Annotated in this window: 22 protein-coding genes and 1 riboswitch; of the genes, 5 read left to right on the top strand and 17 right to left on the bottom strand. The window is 45.5% G+C overall.

All coding sequences use genetic code 11. The features are described from left to right. The first annotated feature begins 105 nt into the window (after window positions 1-105). Window positions 106-312, top strand: a complete 207-nt coding sequence (locus J4N39_RS03350) for a hypothetical protein (protein ID WP_252021911.1) — start codon at window positions 106-108, stop codon at window positions 310-312. Window positions 313-364: 52 nt separating this feature from the next. On the opposite strand, the gene pgpA is transcribed toward J4N39_RS03350, so the two are convergent. The 4 genes from pgpA to ribH form a co-directional block, all read right to left on the bottom strand. Beyond that, entirely contained in the window at window positions 365-874 is a 510-nt protein-coding gene (gene pgpA / locus J4N39_RS03345; protein WP_252021909.1) for a phosphatidylglycerophosphatase A, read from the bottom strand. Window positions 875-880: 6 nt separating this feature from the next. Then, window positions 881-1852: a thiamine-phosphate kinase gene (gene thiL, locus J4N39_RS03340; RefSeq protein ID WP_252021907.1), complete on the bottom strand. Its 972-nt coding sequence runs from the start codon at window positions 1850-1852 to the stop codon at window positions 881-883. Between the two features lie 82 nt (window positions 1853-1934). Continuing rightward, on the bottom strand, window positions 1935-2402 hold the full coding sequence (gene nusB, locus J4N39_RS03335) for a transcription antitermination factor NusB (protein WP_252021905.1): 468 nt from the start codon (window positions 2400-2402) through the stop codon (window positions 1935-1937). Next, on the bottom strand, window positions 2402-2872 hold the full coding sequence (ribH, locus tag J4N39_RS03330) for a 6,7-dimethyl-8-ribityllumazine synthase (RefSeq protein ID WP_005440184.1): 471 nt from the start codon (window positions 2870-2872) through the stop codon (window positions 2402-2404). Before ribH ends, nusB begins: the two co-directional genes overlap by 1 nt. Before the next feature lie 200 nt (window positions 2873-3072). Continuing rightward, window positions 3073-3229, top strand: a riboswitch (FMN riboswitch). A gap of 148 nt (window positions 3230-3377) precedes the next feature. Here ribH and J4N39_RS03325 point away from each other — a divergent pair. After that, the gene (locus tag J4N39_RS03325) at window positions 3378-4298 is read left to right on the top strand and encodes a DMT family transporter (RefSeq protein ID WP_252021903.1); all 921 of its coding nucleotides are present in this window, start codon (window positions 3378-3380) and stop codon (window positions 4296-4298) included. A gap of 60 nt (window positions 4299-4358) precedes the next feature. Here J4N39_RS03325 and ribBA read toward each other — a convergent pair whose 3' ends face one another. The 10 genes from ribBA to J4N39_RS03275 form a co-directional block, all read right to left on the bottom strand. Next, window positions 4359-5468 carry a bifunctional 3,4-dihydroxy-2-butanone-4-phosphate synthase/GTP cyclohydrolase II gene (gene ribBA, locus J4N39_RS03320; protein ID WP_252021901.1) on the bottom strand — a complete coding sequence of 370 codons (1110 nt, stop codon included), beginning with the start codon at window positions 5466-5468 and terminating at the stop codon, window positions 4359-4361. Between the two features lie 44 nt (window positions 5469-5512). Further along, the gene (locus tag J4N39_RS03315) at window positions 5513-6166 is read right to left on the bottom strand and encodes a riboflavin synthase (protein WP_252021899.1); all 654 of its coding nucleotides are present in this window, start codon (window positions 6164-6166) and stop codon (window positions 5513-5515) included. 3 nt (window positions 6167-6169) lie between these two features. Beyond that, window positions 6170-7267: a bifunctional diaminohydroxyphosphoribosylaminopyrimidine deaminase/5-amino-6-(5-phosphoribosylamino)uracil reductase RibD gene (gene ribD, locus J4N39_RS03310; RefSeq protein WP_252021897.1), complete on the bottom strand. Its 1098-nt coding sequence runs from the start codon at window positions 7265-7267 to the stop codon at window positions 6170-6172. Beyond that, a complete protein-coding gene (gene nrdR / locus J4N39_RS03305) occupies window positions 7264-7713 on the bottom strand; it encodes a transcriptional regulator NrdR (protein WP_252021895.1) in 450 nt (149 codons plus the stop codon). Before nrdR ends, ribD begins: the two co-directional genes overlap by 4 nt. Before the next feature lie 105 nt (window positions 7714-7818). Continuing rightward, window positions 7819-9063 (bottom strand): glutamate-5-semialdehyde dehydrogenase, encoded by a 1245-nt coding sequence (locus J4N39_RS03300; protein WP_252023601.1) that lies wholly within the window; start codon window positions 9061-9063, stop codon window positions 7819-7821. A 22-nt stretch (window positions 9064-9085) separates the two neighbouring features. Further along, window positions 9086-10213 (bottom strand): glutamate 5-kinase, encoded by a 1128-nt coding sequence (gene proB, locus J4N39_RS03295; protein ID WP_252021893.1) that lies wholly within the window; start codon window positions 10211-10213, stop codon window positions 9086-9088. A gap of 111 nt (window positions 10214-10324) precedes the next feature. Further along, on the bottom strand, window positions 10325-10714 hold the full coding sequence (gene crl, locus J4N39_RS03290) for a sigma factor-binding protein Crl (protein ID WP_252021891.1): 390 nt from the start codon (window positions 10712-10714) through the stop codon (window positions 10325-10327). A 70-nt stretch (window positions 10715-10784) separates the two neighbouring features. Continuing rightward, on the bottom strand, window positions 10785-12032 hold the full coding sequence (gene frsA / locus J4N39_RS03285) for an esterase FrsA (protein ID WP_252021889.1): 1248 nt from the start codon (window positions 12030-12032) through the stop codon (window positions 10785-10787). Window positions 12033-12128: 96 nt separating this feature from the next. Next, complete coding sequence (gene gpt / locus J4N39_RS03280) at window positions 12129-12587, bottom strand: xanthine phosphoribosyltransferase (RefSeq protein WP_252021887.1); 459 nt, start codon at window positions 12585-12587, stop codon at window positions 12129-12131. A 54-nt stretch (window positions 12588-12641) separates the two neighbouring features. After that, window positions 12642-13937 carry an NCS2 family permease gene (locus J4N39_RS03275; protein ID WP_252021885.1) on the bottom strand — a complete coding sequence of 432 codons (1296 nt, stop codon included), beginning with the start codon at window positions 13935-13937 and terminating at the stop codon, window positions 12642-12644. Between the two features lie 947 nt (window positions 13938-14884). On the opposite strand from J4N39_RS03275, the gene J4N39_RS03270 reads away from it, so the two are divergent. Then, window positions 14885-16354, top strand: coding sequence for an aminoacyl-histidine dipeptidase (locus tag J4N39_RS03270; RefSeq protein ID WP_252021883.1), 1470 nt, complete (start codon window positions 14885-14887; stop codon window positions 16352-16354). Window positions 16355-16427: 73 nt separating this feature from the next. Here the strand turns inward: J4N39_RS03270 and J4N39_RS03265 are convergent. Next, window positions 16428-17599, bottom strand: a protein-coding gene (locus tag J4N39_RS03265; protein ID WP_252017926.1) for an IS3 family transposase whose coding sequence is annotated in 2 segments (ribosomal slippage) — window positions 16428-17317 and window positions 17317-17599 — 1173 coding nt in all. Because the reading frame shifts where the segments join, the coding sequence is not laid out codon by codon here. Between the two features lie 357 nt (window positions 17600-17956). Here J4N39_RS03265 and J4N39_RS03260 point away from each other — a divergent pair. Further along, entirely contained in the window at window positions 17957-18502 is a 546-nt protein-coding gene (locus J4N39_RS03260; protein ID WP_252021881.1) for a hypothetical protein, read from the top strand. Continuing rightward, the gene (locus tag J4N39_RS03255) at window positions 18480-18770 is read left to right on the top strand and encodes a hypothetical protein (protein ID WP_252021879.1); all 291 of its coding nucleotides are present in this window, start codon (window positions 18480-18482) and stop codon (window positions 18768-18770) included. Before J4N39_RS03260 ends, J4N39_RS03255 begins: the two co-directional genes overlap by 23 nt. A gap of 16 nt (window positions 18771-18786) precedes the next feature. Here the strand turns inward: J4N39_RS03255 and J4N39_RS03250 are convergent, their stop codons facing one another. Together J4N39_RS03250 and J4N39_RS03245 are read right to left on the bottom strand one after the other, a co-directional pair. Then, a complete protein-coding gene (locus tag J4N39_RS03250; protein WP_252021877.1) occupies window positions 18787-19557 on the bottom strand; it encodes a substrate-binding periplasmic protein in 771 nt (256 codons plus the stop codon). 153 nt (window positions 19558-19710) lie between these two features. Further along, the gene (locus tag J4N39_RS03245) at window positions 19711-20025 is read right to left on the bottom strand and encodes a DUF3622 domain-containing protein (protein ID WP_252023598.1); all 315 of its coding nucleotides are present in this window, start codon (window positions 20023-20025) and stop codon (window positions 19711-19713) included. Window positions 20026-20051 lie beyond the last annotated feature (26 nt).

Below are 20051 nucleotides of genomic sequence, written 5' to 3'. Positions count from 1 at the left end.
TTTTATAAATACCAGTAAGCATATTAAAGATACCAAACCTGACATGTCACTAGTGTGACCTAAACCCTAAAATAACCACCATAGTCGATTACAAAGGGGATAGCGATGAACACTGTAGTGAACAACACCGATAACAAAGTAAGTGCATTAAACACCAGTTCGCATATGTTTCATGTAATTGATAAGGAGATCAATTCTAAAACGAAGCAGATAAAAAGCGTCGGTATGGATATATATCGCCAGCTAGAAATGCGTGGAATGGATATGTTGCTACTGGTGGTGCCTATGGCTCTACTGGGTACATTAATCTAGCTCCAGACAAAAAAAGAGGATGCATTTCGCATCCTCTTTTCGATCATTTCGGTTAGCCTTGCAACCAGCCAGCATAGTGGCCCACGAGCCATAGGCTCACACCCGCCATCACGCCTGCAACGATGTCATCAAGCATGATCCCAAGCCCGCCATGAACGCGTTTGTCTAACCAACCGATTGGCCAAGGTTTTACCATATCGAAGAATCGGAATAAGACAAAACCTGTTAGAAGCCACTTCCAGTCATCCGCAGGTAGCTTGAACAGTGGTACGACTGCCATAGTTATCCAAAAACCAGCAAACTCATCCCACACGATAGATCCGTGATCGTGAACCCCCATGTCGTCCGAGGTCACTTGGCAAATCTTCACACCAATCACACATGAGACTAGAGTCACTGCAATGTAAAGCCACAGCGGAGCTTGAACCAAAATCAAATACAAAGGTATGGCGGCAAGTGTGCCCATCGTACCCGGAATAATTGGCGATAAACCACTACCAAATCCAGTGGCAAGCAGGTGCCACGGATTTTTCAAACTAATCAAACTCAGAGGATTACTCATCTACAATCAAACCTTAAAGTGGTCATAACCTGACAACTGCCAATCGACCGATTTTTCATTACGTTGGAGGGAAAGTTCACTGGTACCTCGGATCTGCCCAATACAAGTTGCTTTAGTCCCCGTTGGTGCGAGTAGCGTATCCATTTGACCTTTGTGCTCTTCAGGAATGGTAAAGCATAACTCGTACTCTTCACCGCTGGTCAGTGCCATCTGGAGCGCTTTATCTTTGTCACCATGACAGAATTCTAATAACTCATTGGAGATAGGAAGTGAGTCGACATCAATCATCGCCCCAACCTCACTCGCTTTGAGTATGTGGCCAAGATCGGAAACCAAACCATCACTGATATCAAGGCAGCTGCTGGCAACTTTGCGCAGCGCAGCACCAGCCAAAAGCCTAGGGGTCGCATGATAGTGGCGATACTCTAACGTTTCAGCGTGGGGAGCGCTGCGTTTGCTCTCATCTAAGATCACTTCAAGACCCGCCGCTGCATCACCCAGATTTCCGGTCACATAGATCCAGTCACCCATTTGTGCTCCATCGCGGCGCAGCGCTTCTCCTTGCGGTACGAACCCTTGCACGGTCAAGCTCATGCTCAGAGGCCCTTTGGTGGTATCTCCACCAATCAGCTGGATATTGAAATAGTTGGCAAGGTCAAAAAATGCTTCGGTAAACGGGGCCAACCATAGTTCATCCGGTTCCGGCAGGGTAAGGGCAAGAGAGACCCAAGCCGGTGATGCGCCCATTGCAGCCAAATCACTCAGGTTAGAAGCTAATGCTTTGTGCGCAACCCAACCAGGATTAGCACCTGGGATAAAGTGCGTCCCTTCCACCAAGGTATCGGTACTGATTGCTATCTGGACATTTTCGGGAGCGGTCACTAGAGCACTGTCGTCCCCTAATGAGAGTTGAACGTCTTTACGCTGCGTCTGGCGATTGACGAAGTAGCGTGTTATTAAATTAAATTCACCAGCCATGGTATTTTCTTAATTTTTATTTTGGTGAGTCAATTATACAAAAAGGCCAGCTCAATGGCTGGCCTTTATTTAAAAGTATGACTTACTTTTTACGTACGTGCGGTGCGGCTTTATCTAGCACACCGTTAACAAATTTGTGGCTCTCTTCAGCTGCGAAACACTTCGCAAGCTCAATAGCTTCGTTGATAACCACTTTGTATGGTACGTCTTCGCGACGTGTCATTTCGTACATCGCTAAGCGTAGAAGTGCCAGTTCCATCTTATCCAAATCTTGCATTGGACGAGATAGGTATGGACGCAGTTTGCTGTCCAACTCGGTGTGACTTAGCACGACACCCGTTAGAAGATCACGGAAGTATGCTACGTCAGTTTCTGGTGCTTTCAGAGCTGGCTCAGTTACATGATGTTCTTCTTCATCATACTTATCGCCACTTAGGAATTGCTCTTCAATAACAGCAACATTTTCATTACTAATCTGCCAAGAGTAGATAGCTTGCAAGGCAAATTGACGTGCATTACGACGTGCGGCTGGTTTCACACTGGCCCCCATTAGGAATCAATTTCAGATAGAACGTTAATCATTTCTAGCGCGCTTAGTGCAGCCTCTGCACCTTTATTACCAGCCTTGGTTCCTGCGCGTTCGATAGCTTGGTCAATCGTATCAACAGTTAGCACACCAAATGCTACTGGAAGAGAGTATTCCAGAGAAACTTGTGCTAGACCCTTGTTACATTCACTACATACATAGTCAAAATGAGGTGTACCACCACGGATAACTGTACCTAGAGATACAATCGCATCATATTTACCAGTCTTAGCAACGCGCTGCGCTACTAGTGGTAATTCAACAGCACCTGGACAACGAACAACAGTAATGTTGTCTTCGCTAACCTGGCCGTGACGCTTCAAAGTATCGATTGCACCCGACAGCAGGCTTTCGTTAATAAAACTATTAAAACGAGAAATAACGATAGCAATTTTTGCATTTGGAGCCGGGAAACCACCCTCGATCACTTTCATAAGCCTTCCTTTAACTATTTGCATCAAGTGAGAACTGGCGGATTCTAGCACAAGTTTGTGACATATATCTATTAAAAATATCCCACTTCCTTCGCTACAAAGCCTGTTCAAACTTGAATCAATACTCTAATTATTTTAGTGTGAACAAGTTACCGACAATTTCTCACTTCTCATTCCAAAGAAATGAGTCAATTGTTGGAACAAAACTTCAGGGCGAGGTGGAATTCCTCACCGGTGGTAGTCATGTCTTTGAACATGAGAGCCCACGAGCGCCAAGGTAGTACTGTTACTTTGGGTCTAGCAGATCAGGTCAAATACCTGAGCCGACGGTCATAGTCCGGATGAAAGAAGTTACAAGAGAGCTTTTTAAAGCGCTCTTTTTCAGGCAGTGCGAAAAACAACACTATTGGGCTTGCTCAGTAGTGGGGTTGTGCGTGCGTATGCCTGAGGTTTCTCTTCCTTCAATGCCCTGTCACTACTTTTTAAATTTTTAAGAGGATTTCCCGTGACAGGAACTTACTACATTCTAGCCGCAATGACTTTGTGGGCTATAGATACACTTTTTCGTTATCCACTGCTCTCTCAAGGGGTAAGTGCAACCACGATTGTCGCTACCGAACAGCTAATACTGGCCACCTTGCTGATAAGCTTTTGGCGCTTCAAAGGCATCAAATCTCCAATTAATCGCAACACTTGGTTGAGCTTTTTGGTGATTGGCGGTTTTGGCTCGGCGATTGGCACGCTCAGCTTTACTCAAGCCTTTTCAATGATGAATCCGACTTTGGTGATTTTGCTGCAAAAGCTACAACCTTTGGTGGCCATTACGCTAGCAGCCGTGGTGCTAAAAGAAAAAATTGGCCCCAAGTTTTATGGCTACGCCAGCCTATGCCTCATTGGTAGCATCTTACTGATCGGTGAAGAAGTGATGGCCCTATTTGAACAGTCTCAATGGCATTACAACCCAGCGATCGAAGCCAAGATCCTTGGTTACGCACTTGCGCTCACTGCTGTCGTAGCTTGGGGCTCTAGTACCGTATTTGGTAAGAAGTTGAGCAATCAAGGGCTATCACAACCACAAATCATGGGCGGCCGATTCATCTTCGGTTTTATTGTCATTGCGCCTTGGCTGGCGATGAACCCAAGCCAATACACCCCACTCGACGCCTCAAACGCCAGCAGCATTGCGGCCATGGTGGTGCTATCTGGTCTACTCGGTATGTACCTTTACTATAAAGGGCTGCAAAAAGTACCTTCACACTACTCGGCGCTGGCAGAGATGTGTTTTCCGGTCATGGCAGCGATGGTCAACTGGTTAGTATTAGACTTTGTTCTAACACCACTGCAAATGCTTGGCGGCGCAACACTGCTGATTGCTAACTTCGCACTCAACCGAGCAGAGCGAGCGCCCAAACCGGTAACAGCTTAAATCGATATCTATAAAAAGGGCTTGCCACTGGCAAGCCCTTTTCACATCTAGTCTTTGTGATTATTCACAAACGTATTCAGTCACATTTAGGCCAAAACCGCCCAGTGCGTGATAACGTTTTTCGCTAGACGATAGCAAGCGCATATCGTGGATACCCAAATCTTGTAGGATCTGCGAGCCCACACCAACGCGGCGTGACGTACCTTGTTTCTTCGCCATGGTTGGCGCTTCGCCTTTATCTTGTGCTTCAAACATCTTCACTTTGTGTACGATGTAATCCGTTGATTCTTCGTTACCCAAAATAACTAGAACGCCGCCCTCTTGGCTGATTTTTTCCATCGCTTTTGGCAATGTCCAGCTGCGCTCAGCGCTACGGTCAGAATGCAGGATATCGGTAAAAGTATCTTGCAGATGAACACGAACTAACGGTGCTTCATCACCTTTCACTGGCTTTTGCAGTGCGTAATGGATTTGATTGTCGATGGTGTCACGGTAGGTGATTAGGTCAAACTCACCGAACTCGGTTGGTAGTTTACTTTTCGCTACACGCTCGATAGTCGTTTCAGTGTTGTTACGGTACTCAATAAGATCAGCAATCGTACCCAACTTGATATCGTGCTTTTCAGCAAAGATTTCTAGATCAGGACGACGAGCCATAGTGCCATCTTCATTTAGGATCTCAACAATCACCGATGCTGGCTCACAACCCGCTAAACGAGCCAAATCACAACCTGCTTCCGTATGACCTGCGCGAGTTAACACACCGCCTTCTTGCGCAGCAAGAGGGAAGATATGACCCGGTTGTACCAAGTCCGCTGCTTTAGCATCTTTTGCTACTGCCGCTTGCACTGTGATAGCACGGTCTGCCGCAGAAATACCAGTCGTCACGCCCTCAGCAGCTTCAATCGATACCGTAAAGTTTGTGGTGTATTGTGCGTTGTTGTCTTGAACCATTGGTGGAAGGCCAAGCTTTTCACAGCGCTCTTTGGTCATGGTTAGACAAATCAAACCACGGCCATACATCGCCATAAAGTTGATTGCTTCTGGCGTTACGTGCTCCGCCGCCATGATCAAATCACCTTCATTTTCACGGTCTTCGTCGTCCATTAGGACAACCATTTTACCTAGGCGAATGTCTTCAATAATTTCTTGTGGAGTGCTGATTGGCATGGTTTTTCCTTTCGGTGCTTGTTAGGGCTTTAATGACTTTGTGCTTATGCAAAGCCGTTTTGTTGTAAGAATTCCATTGTAATGGATGACTCAGGCGCTGATTGCTGTTGGCCTTGTAATAGACGTTCCATATAGCGAGCTAATACGTCGACTTCCAAGTTTACCTTACGGCCCACGTTAAAGTTGTCGATGGTGGTTTCACTGCTAGTGTGAGGCACAATCGTCAGTTTGAATGCATTCTTGCGCAGATCATTGACGGTTAAGCTAATACCATCAACTGTGATAGAGCCTTTTTCTGCGACATATTTTGTGAGGTTTTCTGGCATCTCCACCCAAAACTCGATAGAGCGGCCAACTTGATTACGTTCAACGATTTCACCTACGCAATCCACGTGACCCGACACGATATGTCCACCAAAACGAGTGGTTGGAAGCATAGCTTTCTCTAAATTGACCGCATCACCCACTTGGTAAGTGGCAAAGCCAGTTTTCTTTAACGTTTCTAGAGATAGGTCTGCACTGTAGCTGGTGCTATCAAAACTGGTAACCGTCAAACACACACCATTGGTCGCAATGCTATCGCCAAGCTGTACGTCACTCATATCCAGCTTGCCCGCATCAACGGTTACTGTGATGTCTTCGCCTTTAGGCGTGATCGCTTTTAAGCGGCCAACGGCCTCTACAATTCCGGTAAACATAATCTATTTCTGCTTTAGTGTTGCGATGATGCGAATGTCACTTCCCACCATTCGTGTATCTTTGATCTCAAGCTCTATCGCTTGTGACATTTGCTCAAGCCCAAGTGCTGCTAATACGCCTCGGCCATCGCCCCCCATCAGTTTAGGGGCCAAATAGAGAATAAGCTCATCGACCAGGCCAGCTTGAATGAAACTTGTCGCCAGTGTCGCACCAGCTTCTACCCACAAGTGATTTATATTGTGCTGCTTAGACAAAGATTCAAGTAGCGATGTTAGGTCAAAGCCATTCTCATCGGCAGCAATTTGGATATTGCCTTGTTCTCCAACGGTTAACACCTCGCCTGATTGCTGGAACAAAGCCAGTTCAGGGGTAAGTTGGTTGCGGCGGTCTAATATGATGCGAGCGGGTTGTCTTAGTTCTTGCTCTGGGTACTGTTCTTGAACGCTGGCAGGTAAGTCATGCCAGCGCACATTTAAACTGGCATTATCGGCAATCACGGTTTGGCTGGTTGATAAAATCGCACCCGATTGGGCTCGATAACGTTGCACGTCTTGGCGAGCAGCTGCGGAAGTTATCCATTTGCTTTCGCCATTAGACAAAGCGGTTTGACCGTCTAGGCTGGCCGCCAGTTTTAGCTGAACAAAAGGACGTTTGCGAGTCATCTGGCTGATAAACGCCGGGTTGACGGCGTTAGCATCGGCCTCAAGTAGTCCGACTTCCACCTCAATGCCAGCTTGCCTCAAGATGTTGATACCGCGGCCAGCAACCTTAGGGTTAGGGTCTTGCATTGCGCAGATAACTTTTGCCACTTTAGCTTTCACCAGCGCCTCGGCACATGGCGGTGTCAAACCATAATGAGAGCAAGGTTCAAGGGTCACATAAGCAGTGGCACCTTGGGCATTATCACCAGCTTGCCTTAAAGCAAACACTTCGGCGTGTGGCTCGCCTGCTCGATAATGAAACCCTTCCCCAACAATGGTTTCACCTTGGGTGATCACACAGCCAACTTGTGGATTCGGCGCTGTGGTGTAAGGGGCCTTGTGAGCGAGCTTTAGCGCTCGCTGCATCATTTGGTGATCAAAAGGAGTAAAGCTCATCAATCTTCCAACTTAGCGATTTCTTCACCAAACTCTCGAATATCTTCAAAGCTTCGGTACACAGAGGCAAAACGGATGTAGGCAACTTTATCCAGTTCTTTGAGCTGATCCATCACCAGATTACCCACCATTTCACTCGGAACTTCTCGCTCACCCGTGGCACGTAACTGAGATTTGATGGTGCTGATTGCAAGCTCAATAGCGTCTTCACTTACTGGGCGCTTCTCCAGCGCTCGGTGGAAACCGCCCACCATTTTGTCTTCATTGAAAGGCTCACGATTTCCATTCGATTTAATCACTTTTGGCATCACTAATTCTGCGGTTTCAAAAGTGGTAAAACGCTCATTACACGCCAAACATTGGCGGCGACGGCGTACTTGATGACCGTCTGCAACTAAACGTGAGTCAATGACTTTAGTGTCATTTTCTGAACAAAATGGACAATGCATATCGCCTCCCTTATCAATTGGTATCAGTGTAACGGAAAGCACTAAATGAAGGAAAATAAAAAAGGGCTCAAGCGAGCCCTTTCACGACTTTAATCGAGATTTTTGTTAACTACGCGCCAAGTAGTTAGCTTTACCGACCCATTTGTAGCTGGTCAGCTCTTCTAAACCCATTGGGCCACGGGCGTGTAGCTTTTGTGTAGAGACCGCAACTTCTGCGCCCAAACCAAATTGAGCACCATCAGTAAAGCGTGTTGAAGCATTCACGTAAACCGCAGCACTGCCTACTGAATTAATGAAAAGCTCAGCGTTAACTAAGCTATCAGTCATGATCGCATCTGAGTGACTCGCATTATGTACTCGCATATGATCAATCGCTTCAGTGACATCTGTAACGACCTTAACACCTAAAATGTAAGCCAGCCATTCTGTATCAAAATCACCTTCTTGTGCATCTCGTGCTTTATCACCAAGAATTTGCTTCGCTTTTGGCTCTGCGACCAGCTCAACTTTATCTGCAAAGCGATCGGCTATTTTGGCTAGGAAGCTCGATGCAATTTTTTCATGAACCAGCAGAGTATCAAGTGCATTGCACGCCGAAGGACGCTGCACTTTCGAGTTCTCAACCAAATCAACACTCTTATCTAAATCAGCGCTTTCATCGACAAAGATATGTGAGATACCAAAACCGCCAATGATGACAGGAATGTTACTGTTCTCTTTACACATTTTATGCAGACCTGCACCACCACGAGGGATGATCATATCCACATATTCGTCGAGTTTAAGCAGTTGAGACACCAACTCACGGTCAGGTTTTTCAATGTATTGAACTGAAGCTTGTGGCAAGCCAGACTTTTCCAGTGCGGTTTGAATTACTTTGACCAATTCCATGTTGGAATGGAAAGTTTCACGACCACCACGCAAAATACTCGCATTACCTGTTTTCAAACATAGTGCTGCGATATCAATGGTAACGTTTGGGCGAGCTTCGTAGATCACGCCAACCACACCCAGTGGAACACGACGGCGAGAGAGCGCCATGCCATTTTCCAGCACCTTACTATCCAGCTCGCTGCCGACAGGATCATCTAGGCTGATAACATTTCGAACATCGCCAGCTATTGAGGCTAAACGCTGCTCATTAAGCATCAATCGGTCCAGTAGTGCTTCGCCCATACCTGACTCACGTGCGGCTTGAAGGTCTTTCTGGTTTGCCTCTAGAATCACCTCTAAATTGGCTTCTAACTCATCGGCAATTGTCGCCAGTGCTGCATTTTTTTGTGCTGTTGAAGCCGTAGCTAAACTAAATGCCGCCTCTTTGGCAGCAACACCCATTTGGGTCAAATCCATTGTCTTATCCATGTCCTAATTCCTAATCTTGAATAACGACTAAATCGTCGCGGTGGATCACTTCAGCGCCATATTCATAGCCGAGGATCGAACCAATATCTTTACTGTGTTTACCGACGATTTTTGTTAAGTCGTCACTTGAATAGCTGCTGATGCCTTTGGCGATGAGCTGACCTTGCTTGTTACACACTTTGGCCACTTCACCGCGGGCGAAACTGCCAGCCACTTTAACCACGCCTTTCGCCAGCAAACTACTGCCTTTACCAATAACTGCATTGGCAGCGCCGTCATCAACCACAATATCGCCGCTGGCGGAAGGGCCTGCGAGAATCCAACGTTTGCGGTTCTCTAACGACTCTTCTAAAGCTAAGAAGCGCGTGCCATGAGGGTCATCACTCAAGCTATCAAAAATCACGTTATCACCACTGCCTGCGGCGATAATCACTTCGATTCCGGCGCGACGGGCAATATCTGCCGCTTGCAACTTAGTTGCCATGCCGCCAGTACCCAAGGTCGTGCCACTCCCCCCTGCAATTTTACGCAAGGTGTCGTCGATGGTTTTTACTTCTTTGATCAACTCCGCATTAGGATTTTTGCGTGGGTCGGCGGTAAAAAGACCCGGCTGATCGGTCAGCAGCAGCAATTTATCGGCGCTGCACAAAATTCCCACTAGCGCAGATAAGTTATCGTTATCCCCGACCTTAATCTCGCTGGTCGCCACGGCGTCATTTTCATTGACCACAGGCACGATGCCATTATCGACTAAAGCATTGATGGTGTCGCGAGCGTTAAGAAAGCGTTCACGATCTTCTAGATCAGCACGAGTCAGCAACATCTGACCAATTTTGATCCCGTAGATATCAAACAGAGATTCCCAGATTTGAATCAATTTGCTCTGACCGACGGCCGCTAGAAGCTGCTTGCTCGCCATAGATTTGGGAAGTGTGGGGTAGCCAAGATGCTCACGACCAGCTGCAATTGCGCCAGAAGAAACCAATACCACCGAGTGGCCTTGTTTTTTGAGCGCCGCACATTGGCGGACGAGTTCAACCATATGAGCACGGTCAATCTCCGACGTACCGCCTGTCAGTACGCTAGTGCCGAGTTTCACGACTATGGTTTGAGGCTTTGTCACTTTCCCTTGATTCATTATCTCAGTCATTCAAAAACTAATAAGAAAGGATGTTTTAGCAATGAAGACGCCATTTAACAAGCAAAAAAGGCGCTATAGAGCGCCTTTTACGGTGAAAACAGTGATTATTTAACAAGCCTCGGTGGACTCATCATGCAACTGATAGAAGAGCCCAAATTTGTCACTCAAAGCTTTGGTGAGCTTGTCTTCAAATGCGTTTCGAGTTTTATTCACCTCTTCTTTGGCTTCAGCTGGGATCTCCTGCTCTACCCAATCACCTTCTTGGTTATATAGACCAAATCGGAAACGGGCAGTAAAACCGTTATCTTCTGGCTCAAACTCCATCCACCAGCCCCAGAATTCTCGAACTTCCGGTGACTGTTTTTCATCGACACACACTGATAAGCAGTCGAACAAATACGATGTTTCACTCGATAAAGGCTCTCTTAAATACGGCCCCACCGCTTTAAAAGTTGCGAGTAAACGGTGATGAGTTGGGCTCGGTGTAGTTTCTGACATATCGAATCTCCCTTTCGGCTGCACAGTTCACAACTGCATAACATTATCCTTACCCAAGCTCGGTTAGATGTCACCTAAATAGTTCATCTTTCAGCCATTTAATCGCCAAATCGAGGGATTGCTCATATCCTTGAGTAATATTTTTGGCTTTTATTTTCTTTGCCATACCACCTTCACTAAACATAGCCACCAGCTGATTGTCGCTATGAGGACACACAGGGTCGTTTTCCAATCCAATCGCCAAAATAGGCACTTTCGTTCGTCGACTGGTTAAAAAACCTTGAGTTTTCAGTGACCAAGCCCGCATTTGTCCCGCCAAACTATGGATATCTACGGCAGTTTTTCCCAGTCGAGATGCCAGCACATCGAGATACATCTTAGGCATATTCTTCAGCTTTTCTGCCGAAGACAGAATATCGTGAGTTGGCGCACCTAGTGCGACACACGCTTTTATCTTGTATTGCTGAAGAAAAGAGAGCCTTACCATGGCGTTACCGCCAAAACGAAAACCAAGCAGCGCAACATTAAAATGATCCACCCAAGGTATGTTTGGCAGCTCTTCTAGAACCGCTTGATGCAGGCATGAAGAGTCTTCGGTCAAGTTCCAATGGGAGTTGTGACCGATGGATGGCATATCCACGGTTAACATCGCAATGCCTTCTTTCGCCAGGTAGTCACGAAACAGCCGCCACAAATCGGTCTGTAAACTATCTAAACCAGCACTCACAATGACCACAGGTTGCGGTTTGTCCGTGCTGGTTAGGTGCAAATGAGCCACGATTTTTTTGTTTTGGTAAGGGATCGAGAGTTGCTTAACAATGTATGAGGTACGTTTAGCTCCCTCTTGATAGGCAGCATTAGCTAGAGTTTGCGCTTGTATGGCTAAGTTGTCATTTTTGAGGTGTGGGTAACCGGCAATGCTATAACAGAGCGATGCATTGAAAAACTGCTCTGCTGCCTCATCGCCCTCTTTATCAACCGCTTGTTTTTGGTGCGCCATCCCAAGCTTGGTCCACTCAAATGCCCAGTTTCCAGAATGGTAGCCCATCACGGTATCAAGCCACTGATCTTCAGTGCGTGAGTGATTTGAGCTGGCGATGCGAGAGAGTACCGACTCTTGTTCAATCGGATCGAGCCCTTGCCATACCCATTGCAGGCGGCGTAAGTTGCGATACCAAGCAAAACCTTGCTCTTCTCGCTTTTTATCCAAAAACTCAACGCTGGTTGGCATATATTGAGTTAATTGCGAAGTTTCTTTCGCCTGTTTGTGTTTCTCAAACAGCACTTCCGAAAGATTTACATTGTCTGATCCCGCCATTTTCCACTCTTGGCATTCCTTGTATCTGACAATGATATAAAAAAAATGACCCTATCGCAGGGTCATTTTCAATTTGCTCAATGAGATTGGGCTAAATTACTTCTTGTTGATTGGATCAACGAAAGCAATTTCCATATCCCAAGGCTGCTCGATCCAAGTTTCTTGTGGAATATCCACAATGTAATCGTCAACCAAATCAACACCCGCAGGCTTAGCACATACAGTGATAAGTTTTGCTGCTGGGTACATTTCACGCAGTTTACGTGCAGTGTCACCGCTGTCGACTAGGTCATCTACGATTAGGAAACCTTCACCATCTCCCTCTGGTGCTTTTAGCACGGTCATATCACGCTGGTGATCATGGTCGTAGCTAGAAATACATACCGTTTCAACATAACGGATACCAAGTTCACGCGCTAAGATAGCCGCAGGAACAAGACCGCCACGGCTCACACCGATAATGCCTTTCCACTGTTCAGCGGGCATCTGGCGCTCAGCCAGTTGACGACAATACATCTGCATATTGTCCCAAGTGATGATGAATTTTTTAGTCATAATTATTGAAACCTGTTTCGGTTTATTCAAATCAACGGTGAAACGATTGCGTATTTACGCCGCTGACAATACAAATTTAAGCACAAAGATTGCAGCCATGATCCACACACTTAGCGATACATCTCGACCTTTACCACTGAACAGTTTGATTGCCGCGTAAGCGATGAAACCAAGGCAAATACCGTCAGCGATTGAGAAAGTAAGTGGCATAAGTAGTGTTGTCACTACTACTGGCGCAGCTTCAGTGAGATCACGCCAATCGATGCTCACTAGACCAGATAGCATAAGAATGGCTACGTAGAATAGAGCACCTGAAGTGGCGTAAGCTGGGATCATACCCGCCAATGGCGAGAAGAATAATGCAAGTAGGAACAAAATGCCAACCACTACCGCAGTTAGACCAGTGCGACCACCAGCAGCAACACCTGACACACTTTCAATGTACGAAGTCGTACTAGAAGTACCAAGTAGAGCACCTACTGAGGTAGCCGTTGAGTCAGCTAGAAGCGCACGGTTTAGACGAGGGATCTTGCCATCTTTGCCAATGAAATCCGCTTTTTGAGCCACACCGACTAGCGTGCCTGCGGTATCAAAAAGGTCAACGAATAGGAAGGCGAAGATCACTGAAATCATACCGATTTCAAACACTGCCGAGAAGTCGAGTTGCATGAAGGTTGGTGCGATGCTTGGTGGAGCAGAAATAATGCCACCGTACTGAACATCACCAAAAATCATACCTAGTGCAGTAACCGCAAGAATTGCGATCATCACCGCACCTTTCAGACCACGGTGCACAAGTGCGATAGTCAGGAAGAAACCTACCGCTGCAAGCACTGCTGGAGTCGAAGTGATAGAGCCCATAGAAACAAGTGTTGCTGGGTTATCTACCACGATGCCCGCATTTTTCAGGCCGATGAACGCCAAGAAAAGACCAATACCCGCCGAAATACCTGTACGTAGAGAAAGTGGAATAGAGTTAATGATCCACTCACGGATCTTAAACACACTCAAAAGGATAAACAGGATACCGGATACGAACACGGCTGCTAAAGCAACTTGCCACGTATGGCCCATGCCTAAAACCACTGAATAGGTAAAAAAGGCATTGAGACCCATACCTGGTGCTTGCGCTACTGGGTAGTTTGCTACAAAGCCCATGATAAAACAGCCCACTGCAGCCGCAAGACAAGTCGCAACGAAAACTGCACCACGATCCATGCCTGTGTCAGACAAGATGGCAGGGTTGACGAAAATGATATATGCCATTGTCAGGAACGTAGTGATCCCGGCAATAACCTCGGTACGAACACTACTATTGTGTTCGTTAAGTTTGAACAGCCTTTCCAGCATGGTTATATCCCTAAAATTTATATTACAAAACGATTGCGTAAACGATTGGCGCGAATTATAGAGTTATCAAATAGCGATTTCTAGGCTAGAGCGGCTCTTTTAAGGCATTTTCTACAACTTTATTGACATGATCGACCATTATAGATTGAGCGATCCACTCATTCACCAGTCAAATCAATAACTAAGGACAGAGAACAACTAGAGGGATTTTTTGAGGGAGTGTTAGTGAAGAATACTCCAGCATAGGCATTTATGCGCAGAAAACTCGACTTAGTTGTCAATAATTACCCGAGTTGGTCGCTGTTGAAGGAAAGTGGCAGGAATAAAAAAACGCCACTCAAAACGAGTGGCGTCAGAATCACGGCAACCAAATGGTTGAAAAAAAATTCTAAAGATTAGGGGGTGAACTTTCGTTCAAATCACATGCTCGGTTACGGGTTAGTAACCAAAACCTGCAAAATTTAAGAAGTTTTCGCCATTAGTCGTACATAGTTGTGCTGTTGGCCAAAAGCTTACTGAAGACATACCATTCATAGTTATCACCTTTAAATCGATTAATGTTTAACAGATTCTCGGTTCCTTGGAGGCGATATTTCGGACTCATCCTTTGAGCATTTTTAACTTCACTTGGGAAGTGGTTATAAATATACCACCAAGAAAATTAATTACAACCTTTTTGGCGATCTTTATCACACTAACCTACCAAAACTGACTTAGATCAAATCCATTTTGTAATTAAATTACAGAAAACGTTTGCATCGTATACTTTACCGCCAAAGATGGGTGTTCAAAGTTTGTTACGCCTTTATTAAAAACTCGTCCTAGAACTACTTCTGTCTAAATTGATCCAGTGGTATGCTGTTTTCCACTAAAAACCTGCGCTCCCACTAGTCGATTATGCTCAACTAATCCGGGCTCGCACGAGTTACAACATAAAGGAGTCTTCCGTGTCTGAATTCCATTCTGAGATCAGTCAACTATCACCTGCCCCACTATGGCAGTTCTTCGACAAAATCTGTTCTATTCCTCACCCATCAAAGCATGAAGAAGCACTAGCGACTTACATCGTTGACTGGGCAAAAGAGCAAGGGTTAGATGTTCGTCGTGATCCAACAGGTAATGTATTTATCAAGAAACCTGCAACAGCGGGAATGGAAAACAAAAAAGGCGTGGTTCTTCAGGCGCATATCGACATGGTGCCACAGAAGAATGAGGACACCGACCATGACTTCACTAAAGATCCGATTCAACCATACATTGATGGTGAGTGGGTCACTGCAAAAGGCACCACTCTAGGCGCAGATAACGGCATGGGCATGGCATCTTGCCTTGCAGTGCTTGCATCCAATGAAATCAAACACGGTCCACTAGAAGTGCTGCTGACCATCGATGAAGAAGCAGGCATGACTGGTGCATTTGGCCTAGAAGCGGGTTGGCTTGAAGGTGACATCCTACTAAACACAGACTCTGAGCAAGAGGGTGAAGTTTACATGGGTTGTGCTGGCGGTATCGATGGTTCATTCAGCTTTGATATCGCCCGTGAAGCGGCACCTGCAGGCTTCGTCGCTCGTCAATTGACCTTGAAAGGCTTAAAAGGCGGTCACTCAGGTTGTGATATTCATACTGGCCGTGGCAATGCCAACAAGCTGATGGGTCGCTTCCTAGCGGATAACGCTGTCAAGCTTGACCTTCGCCTGATTGAGTTCCGCGGTGGTAGCCTACGCAATGCCATTCCTCGTGAAGCATTCATTACCGTAGCCGTTGCTGAAAATAAGCAAGCAGAGCTAGAAACTGCATTCGCAACCTACACTGAGCTACTAAGCACTGAGCTTGGCAAGATTGAAACTGACATCGTAAGCTTCAACCAAGATGCGCAGCTTACTGAAGTATTTGCCGCTAACGATCAATCTCGCTTTGTTGCAGCACTGAACGCTTGCCCGAATGGCGTAATGCGTATGAGCGATGAAATTGAAGGCGTGGTGGAAACCTCATTGAACGTAGGCGTTATCACCACAGACGCAAACAAGGTCACTGTACTTTGTCTAATCCGTTCACTGATCGATTCTGGCCGTGAACAAACCGAAGGCATGCTTCGCTCTGTTGCTGAACTTGCTGGCGCAGAAATCCAATTCTCTGGCGCATACCCAGGTTGGAAACCAGACGCAGACTCAGAGATCATGGCGATCTTCCGTGATATGTACGAAGGCATCTATGGCCACAAACCAAACATCATGGTAATCCACGCAGGTCTTGAATGTGGTCTATTTAAGAAGCCATACCCAAACATGGACATGGTGTCGTTTGGCCCAACCATCAAATTCCCACACTCACCAGACGAGAAAGTGAAGATTGATACAGTAGCGCTATTCTGGGAGCAGATGGTGGCGCTGCTTGAGGCGATTCCTGAGAAGGTTTAAGGGTTTAAGGGTTTAAGGGTTTAAGGGTTTAAGGGTTTAAGTGATATGACCCCCTAAAAGTAGACACGGGGTTTTAATTCATTAGCTCGAAGTCATTGGGGCTCACTCCACCAAGGGCCCCATGTCTTCTTACTGGATTATAATAACTATCGATATATTGTCGACTTTGAACGGTCATCTCCTGTCGAGACAGTTCGCCTAGATTGCTTATCCATTCTTTTTTGTATTGGGCAAAGAAGCTCTCTGAGCAAGCATTATCCCAGCAATTACCTTTACCAGACATACTTATCGTGACTTTGCGTTTGCGGTGCCAGCGTATGGTTTCGAAGGCTCTATACTGTACGCCTTGATCCGAGTGGAACATCAGTTTTTCACCATTTGGACGTCGAGATTTCCAAGCTTTATTCAGGGTTTTTATGACCAAATCCGCATTGTTAATACGGCTTGTAGACCACCCAACGACTTTACGAGAGTACAAGTCAAGAATGATGCAGAGGTAGTTCCACCCTTCTTTGCATCTAACTTGAGTGATATCCGATACCCAGACACGGTTTGGTTCCTTTACATCAAACTGGCGATTGAGCAGGTTGTATGCTGCCATCATCGGCTCTTGTCGTGGTGCTCGGCCATGACGCCTTTTACTGGCTATTGAACGATACCCCAGGCTTTGTAATAAGCGTTGAACTCTTTTCTTATTACAGATGAACCCGCTCGCAATCGCTGCTTCCCAGAGTTTGCGGTACCCAGGAATGCAGTGTTGATCATCACTTTCCTTCTTAAGGAACTCCAGCAAAGTGTCATTGGTTTGCTCACGTGTTGTCTGCTGGCGATTACGCCATTTGTAATAACCCGCTGGAGAAACATTGAGCCATCGACAGAGCAAACGCACAGGTAAGGTGTTCTTCGTCCGCTTAAAAATATGTTCAAACCTTACTCTTTTAGGCTGTCGAAGTAAGCTTTCGCTTCCTTTAAGAATTCGTTCTCCATCTCAGCCATTTCAAGGCGTTTCTTTAACTCACGGTTTTCTTTTTCGAGCTGAGCTAGAGATTTTTTTGGCCCTTTGTTTGGGATTGGTTTAGCTGGCTTTTTTCGAGTAGTCATCGTTGCTCTCCATTTGCTCAAGATTTTAGGGCTAATTCCCAAAGCTATAGCAACAGACTTTACCGTATCTGGAGACTCTAATGATCGCTTAACAGCATTACGTTTGAATTCTTCTGAGTATTTTCTACGAGATGTGACTTGCATGACACCTAATCCTTTAATTAGGTGTCTACTTTATTGGGGTCGTATCAAAGGGGGGAGCATGGCTGAAGGTTTTATGTAAACAATCTCTTTCTTTGCTTTTTCCCTTAGCGAAGCGTCCGTTAGTGAAACGTCCCCTTCACCCTTTCCCCCAAAAAAACAAAAACCGCAGGTTTCAAAGCCTGCGGTTTTCTTTCATCAAATAAAGAGCTAATTCTTACTCTTCATCTTCCATCTCAGATTCACGTGCTGCACGCAGTGCTTTCACCACCAAAAATCAACCTTTTCAATTAGTTAATTACAATTTTATAACCATAGAACCCCTGTTATCATTTTTCAAAACCGAACAGAGTTTCAGCTATGAACGATATATTAATAAAACTGAATAATGAAGATTGGATGCCATACACTTTGCCAACTAACGTTACTGACAAAGCTCGTGTGCTTGGTGAAATCTTATCGATTCCCAGAGACTATATTACACACGCCAATGAAAGTGACTTGCAATTAATGTTAGCTACTCTTCTTTACCCTCACCTAGATAGATTTGGAAGAAAAGAAGTACTTGCAATGTACTTAAACCACCAAAATCAAAGGCTGGCTATGTACCTAAGAGGCGAAGCCGTTCTCGTAACCAAGGTAAACAAAAGTTGGGGTATGTGGTCTCTAAGTACACAGGAACTAAATGAGAAAATCAAAGGTCACAAAATCTTTGAGAAAGTTCTAGCATTGTTAGGCGCTAGCTCCTTCGCTGAGATTATTAATAAACAAAAAGGTTTCAAGACTCCTAAGGTTCAGCAAGTACTACTAGCCATAGTCTTTACAGGAAATGCAGTGATGCTTTCAGACTCAAAAACTGAACTAAAACGCAGAACAAAAACAAATGTCAAAGACTACTCATTTTAATTTTGTGGCACTTTCTACCAGCCTAGCGCTCTCTCTGCTGTTGGGTTGGATATGGGCTCTGGTCATTGGAGGTTCAATCATGATAGTGAACAACTATCTCCAAGGACGTTCTCCACGTAGCTTAGTGCTAGATGTCTGTTTGGTGTCCATTACAGCAGTCACTCTTTTATGTTTGGGAAAAGACGCAATATTAGTTGCGATTTTTCTACCTGCATGGATTCTAGCAAGGCAAAGAGCATTCGAGTCAGAGCATGAAATGCTTAAGTAAAACAGCTCCCAAAAATCTACTTCTTCGACTCTCTAAACCTTTCCATGTGCGAATCAAGAAACCATGAGTAACTCTTATGTTTCTTTTCTGCCTGTTGTTGGTATATCTCCCTCAGCTCTTTACCGCTTTGACTAAACTTTGAAAACCCAGTGAAAAGTTGCTTTGGTTTCTCTGGTAGTGAAAGAAACTTTAGTTCTTGCTCTACACCTAATTTAATCGCCTCGAACTGCATAGTTGTTTCATTGAGATCGAAGGCTGCATCCAATCGGCCTTTCAACACTTTATGTAAATTTTGCCGCACCCAATTTTTGCCAGACAGGTACTCTATTTGTATCTCATTGTGATAAGCGTTCAGAAGAGGTGGGAGATTGGCTCCCTCAAGAAAGCCCATTTTTAGTGGCAAAACATCTTTGATATCGGTGATTTTATCTAACGGGTGTTGCTTGACTAACCCAATCGTGGGCTGCACTGAGATGAAACTAAACTCGGGAAAATAGATATAGTCTTGGCGGTCTTGCCCTTTGCTTACTATTAACGCAGCATCAACTGCTCCAGACTTTAAATAATTGATCAGACGTGGAAATGGTAGTGGGCCCAACCACTCGATCTTATGGGGAGTCTCAGAAAATAAATATTCAAAATACTCTACAGCCGCCCCGTTTGCTTGAGAGCGAACTGAGTAGCTGTGAGGTGGCAAAGAGAAGTAACCCACAGTGAATACCTTTGCATTAATGCTAGGGCTCAGTAACGTAGACAAAAAACACAACACGTAAAGAAATTTGCTCATGACACAATCCAACTCGATAAAATCTTAGGATCAAAGCCAATAATGCCTAACCTTCAGCTCACGTATTTGGTTTTCTTATAATGTGGTAAGTATAGACAAAAAAAACCGCAGACTTTCGTCTACGGCTTAATTGATTAATTTTGATGGGTGGGATTACTCTTCATCTTCCATCTCAGCATCACGTGCTGCACGTAGTGCTTTTGCTGCTGCCGCTTTTGCTTCAGCTTCTAGTGCTGCGGCTTCACGCTCGCTACGCTTCTCAGCTTTACGTTCGTTACGCTTTGCTTGGTTCTCAACGAACTCAGCTAGAGCTGCTTTTGCCCATTCCATAGCTTTTTCTTCAGTCTCAAAGCCAGTTTCACGCTTTGATACCATAGTGCGACGAGAAGTCACTTGGCGAGTGATCTCAGCGCACCAACCGTTTTTCTTTTCACTTACTTTGATGTCGAATTTTTTGCTGGCCATGATTTGGTTTCCACTTGTATCCGTCGACG

This window comes from Vibrio sp. SCSIO 43136, assembly GCF_023716565.1.
Lineage (GTDB): Bacteria > Pseudomonadota > Gammaproteobacteria > Enterobacterales > Vibrionaceae > Vibrio.
Note: the sequence above shows the minus strand (reverse complement) of the source record. Positions and strands in the feature narration are given on the sequence as shown.

What these genes read in the sequence shown, in the direction of transcription:
- nrdR (WP_252021895.1), bottom strand. Translation starts at nt 7,713, where the DNA reads ATGCATTGTCCATTTTGTTCAGAAAATGACACTAAAGTCATTGACTCA.
- J4N39_RS03250 (WP_252021877.1), bottom strand. Translation starts at nt 19,557, where the DNA reads ATGAGCAAATTTCTTTACGTGTTGTGTTTTTTGTCTACGTTACTGAGC.
- ribH (WP_005440184.1), bottom strand. Translation starts at nt 2,872, where the DNA reads ATGAAAGTGATCGAGGGTGGTTTCCCGGCTCCAAATGCAAAAATTGCT.
- nusB (WP_252021905.1), bottom strand. Translation starts at nt 2,402, where the DNA reads ATGGGGGCCAGTGTGAAACCAGCCGCACGTCGTAATGCACGTCAATTT.
- J4N39_RS03300 (WP_252023601.1), bottom strand. Translation starts at nt 9,063, where the DNA reads ATGGATTTGACCCAAATGGGTGTTGCTGCCAAAGAGGCGGCATTTAGT.
- J4N39_RS03350 (WP_252021911.1), top strand. Translation starts at nt 106, where the DNA reads ATGAACACTGTAGTGAACAACACCGATAACAAAGTAAGTGCATTAAAC.
- frsA (WP_252021889.1), bottom strand. Translation starts at nt 12,032, where the DNA reads ATGGCGGGATCAGACAATGTAAATCTTTCGGAAGTGCTGTTTGAGAAA.
- thiL (WP_252021907.1), bottom strand. Translation starts at nt 1,852, where the DNA reads ATGGCTGGTGAATTTAATTTAATAACACGCTACTTCGTCAATCGCCAG.
- J4N39_RS03255 (WP_252021879.1), top strand. Translation starts at nt 18,480, where the DNA reads ATGTCAAAGACTACTCATTTTAATTTTGTGGCACTTTCTACCAGCCTA.
- ribBA (WP_252021901.1), bottom strand. Translation starts at nt 5,468, where the DNA reads ATGCCAATCAGCACTCCACAAGAAATTATTGAAGACATTCGCCTAGGT.
- proB (WP_252021893.1), bottom strand. Translation starts at nt 10,213, where the DNA reads ATGAATCAAGGGAAAGTGACAAAGCCTCAAACCATAGTCGTGAAACTC.
- gpt (WP_252021887.1), bottom strand. Translation starts at nt 12,587, where the DNA reads ATGACTAAAAAATTCATCATCACTTGGGACAATATGCAGATGTATTGT.
- J4N39_RS03275 (WP_252021885.1), bottom strand. Translation starts at nt 13,937, where the DNA reads ATGCTGGAAAGGCTGTTCAAACTTAACGAACACAATAGTAGTGTTCGT.
- J4N39_RS03315 (WP_252021899.1), bottom strand. Translation starts at nt 6,166, where the DNA reads ATGTTTACCGGAATTGTAGAGGCCGTTGGCCGCTTAAAAGCGATCACG.
- pgpA (WP_252021909.1), bottom strand. Translation starts at nt 874, where the DNA reads ATGAGTAATCCTCTGAGTTTGATTAGTTTGAAAAATCCGTGGCACCTG.
- J4N39_RS03260 (WP_252021881.1), top strand. Translation starts at nt 17,957, where the DNA reads ATGAACGATATATTAATAAAACTGAATAATGAAGATTGGATGCCATAC.
- crl (WP_252021891.1), bottom strand. Translation starts at nt 10,714, where the DNA reads ATGTCAGAAACTACACCGAGCCCAACTCATCACCGTTTACTCGCAACT.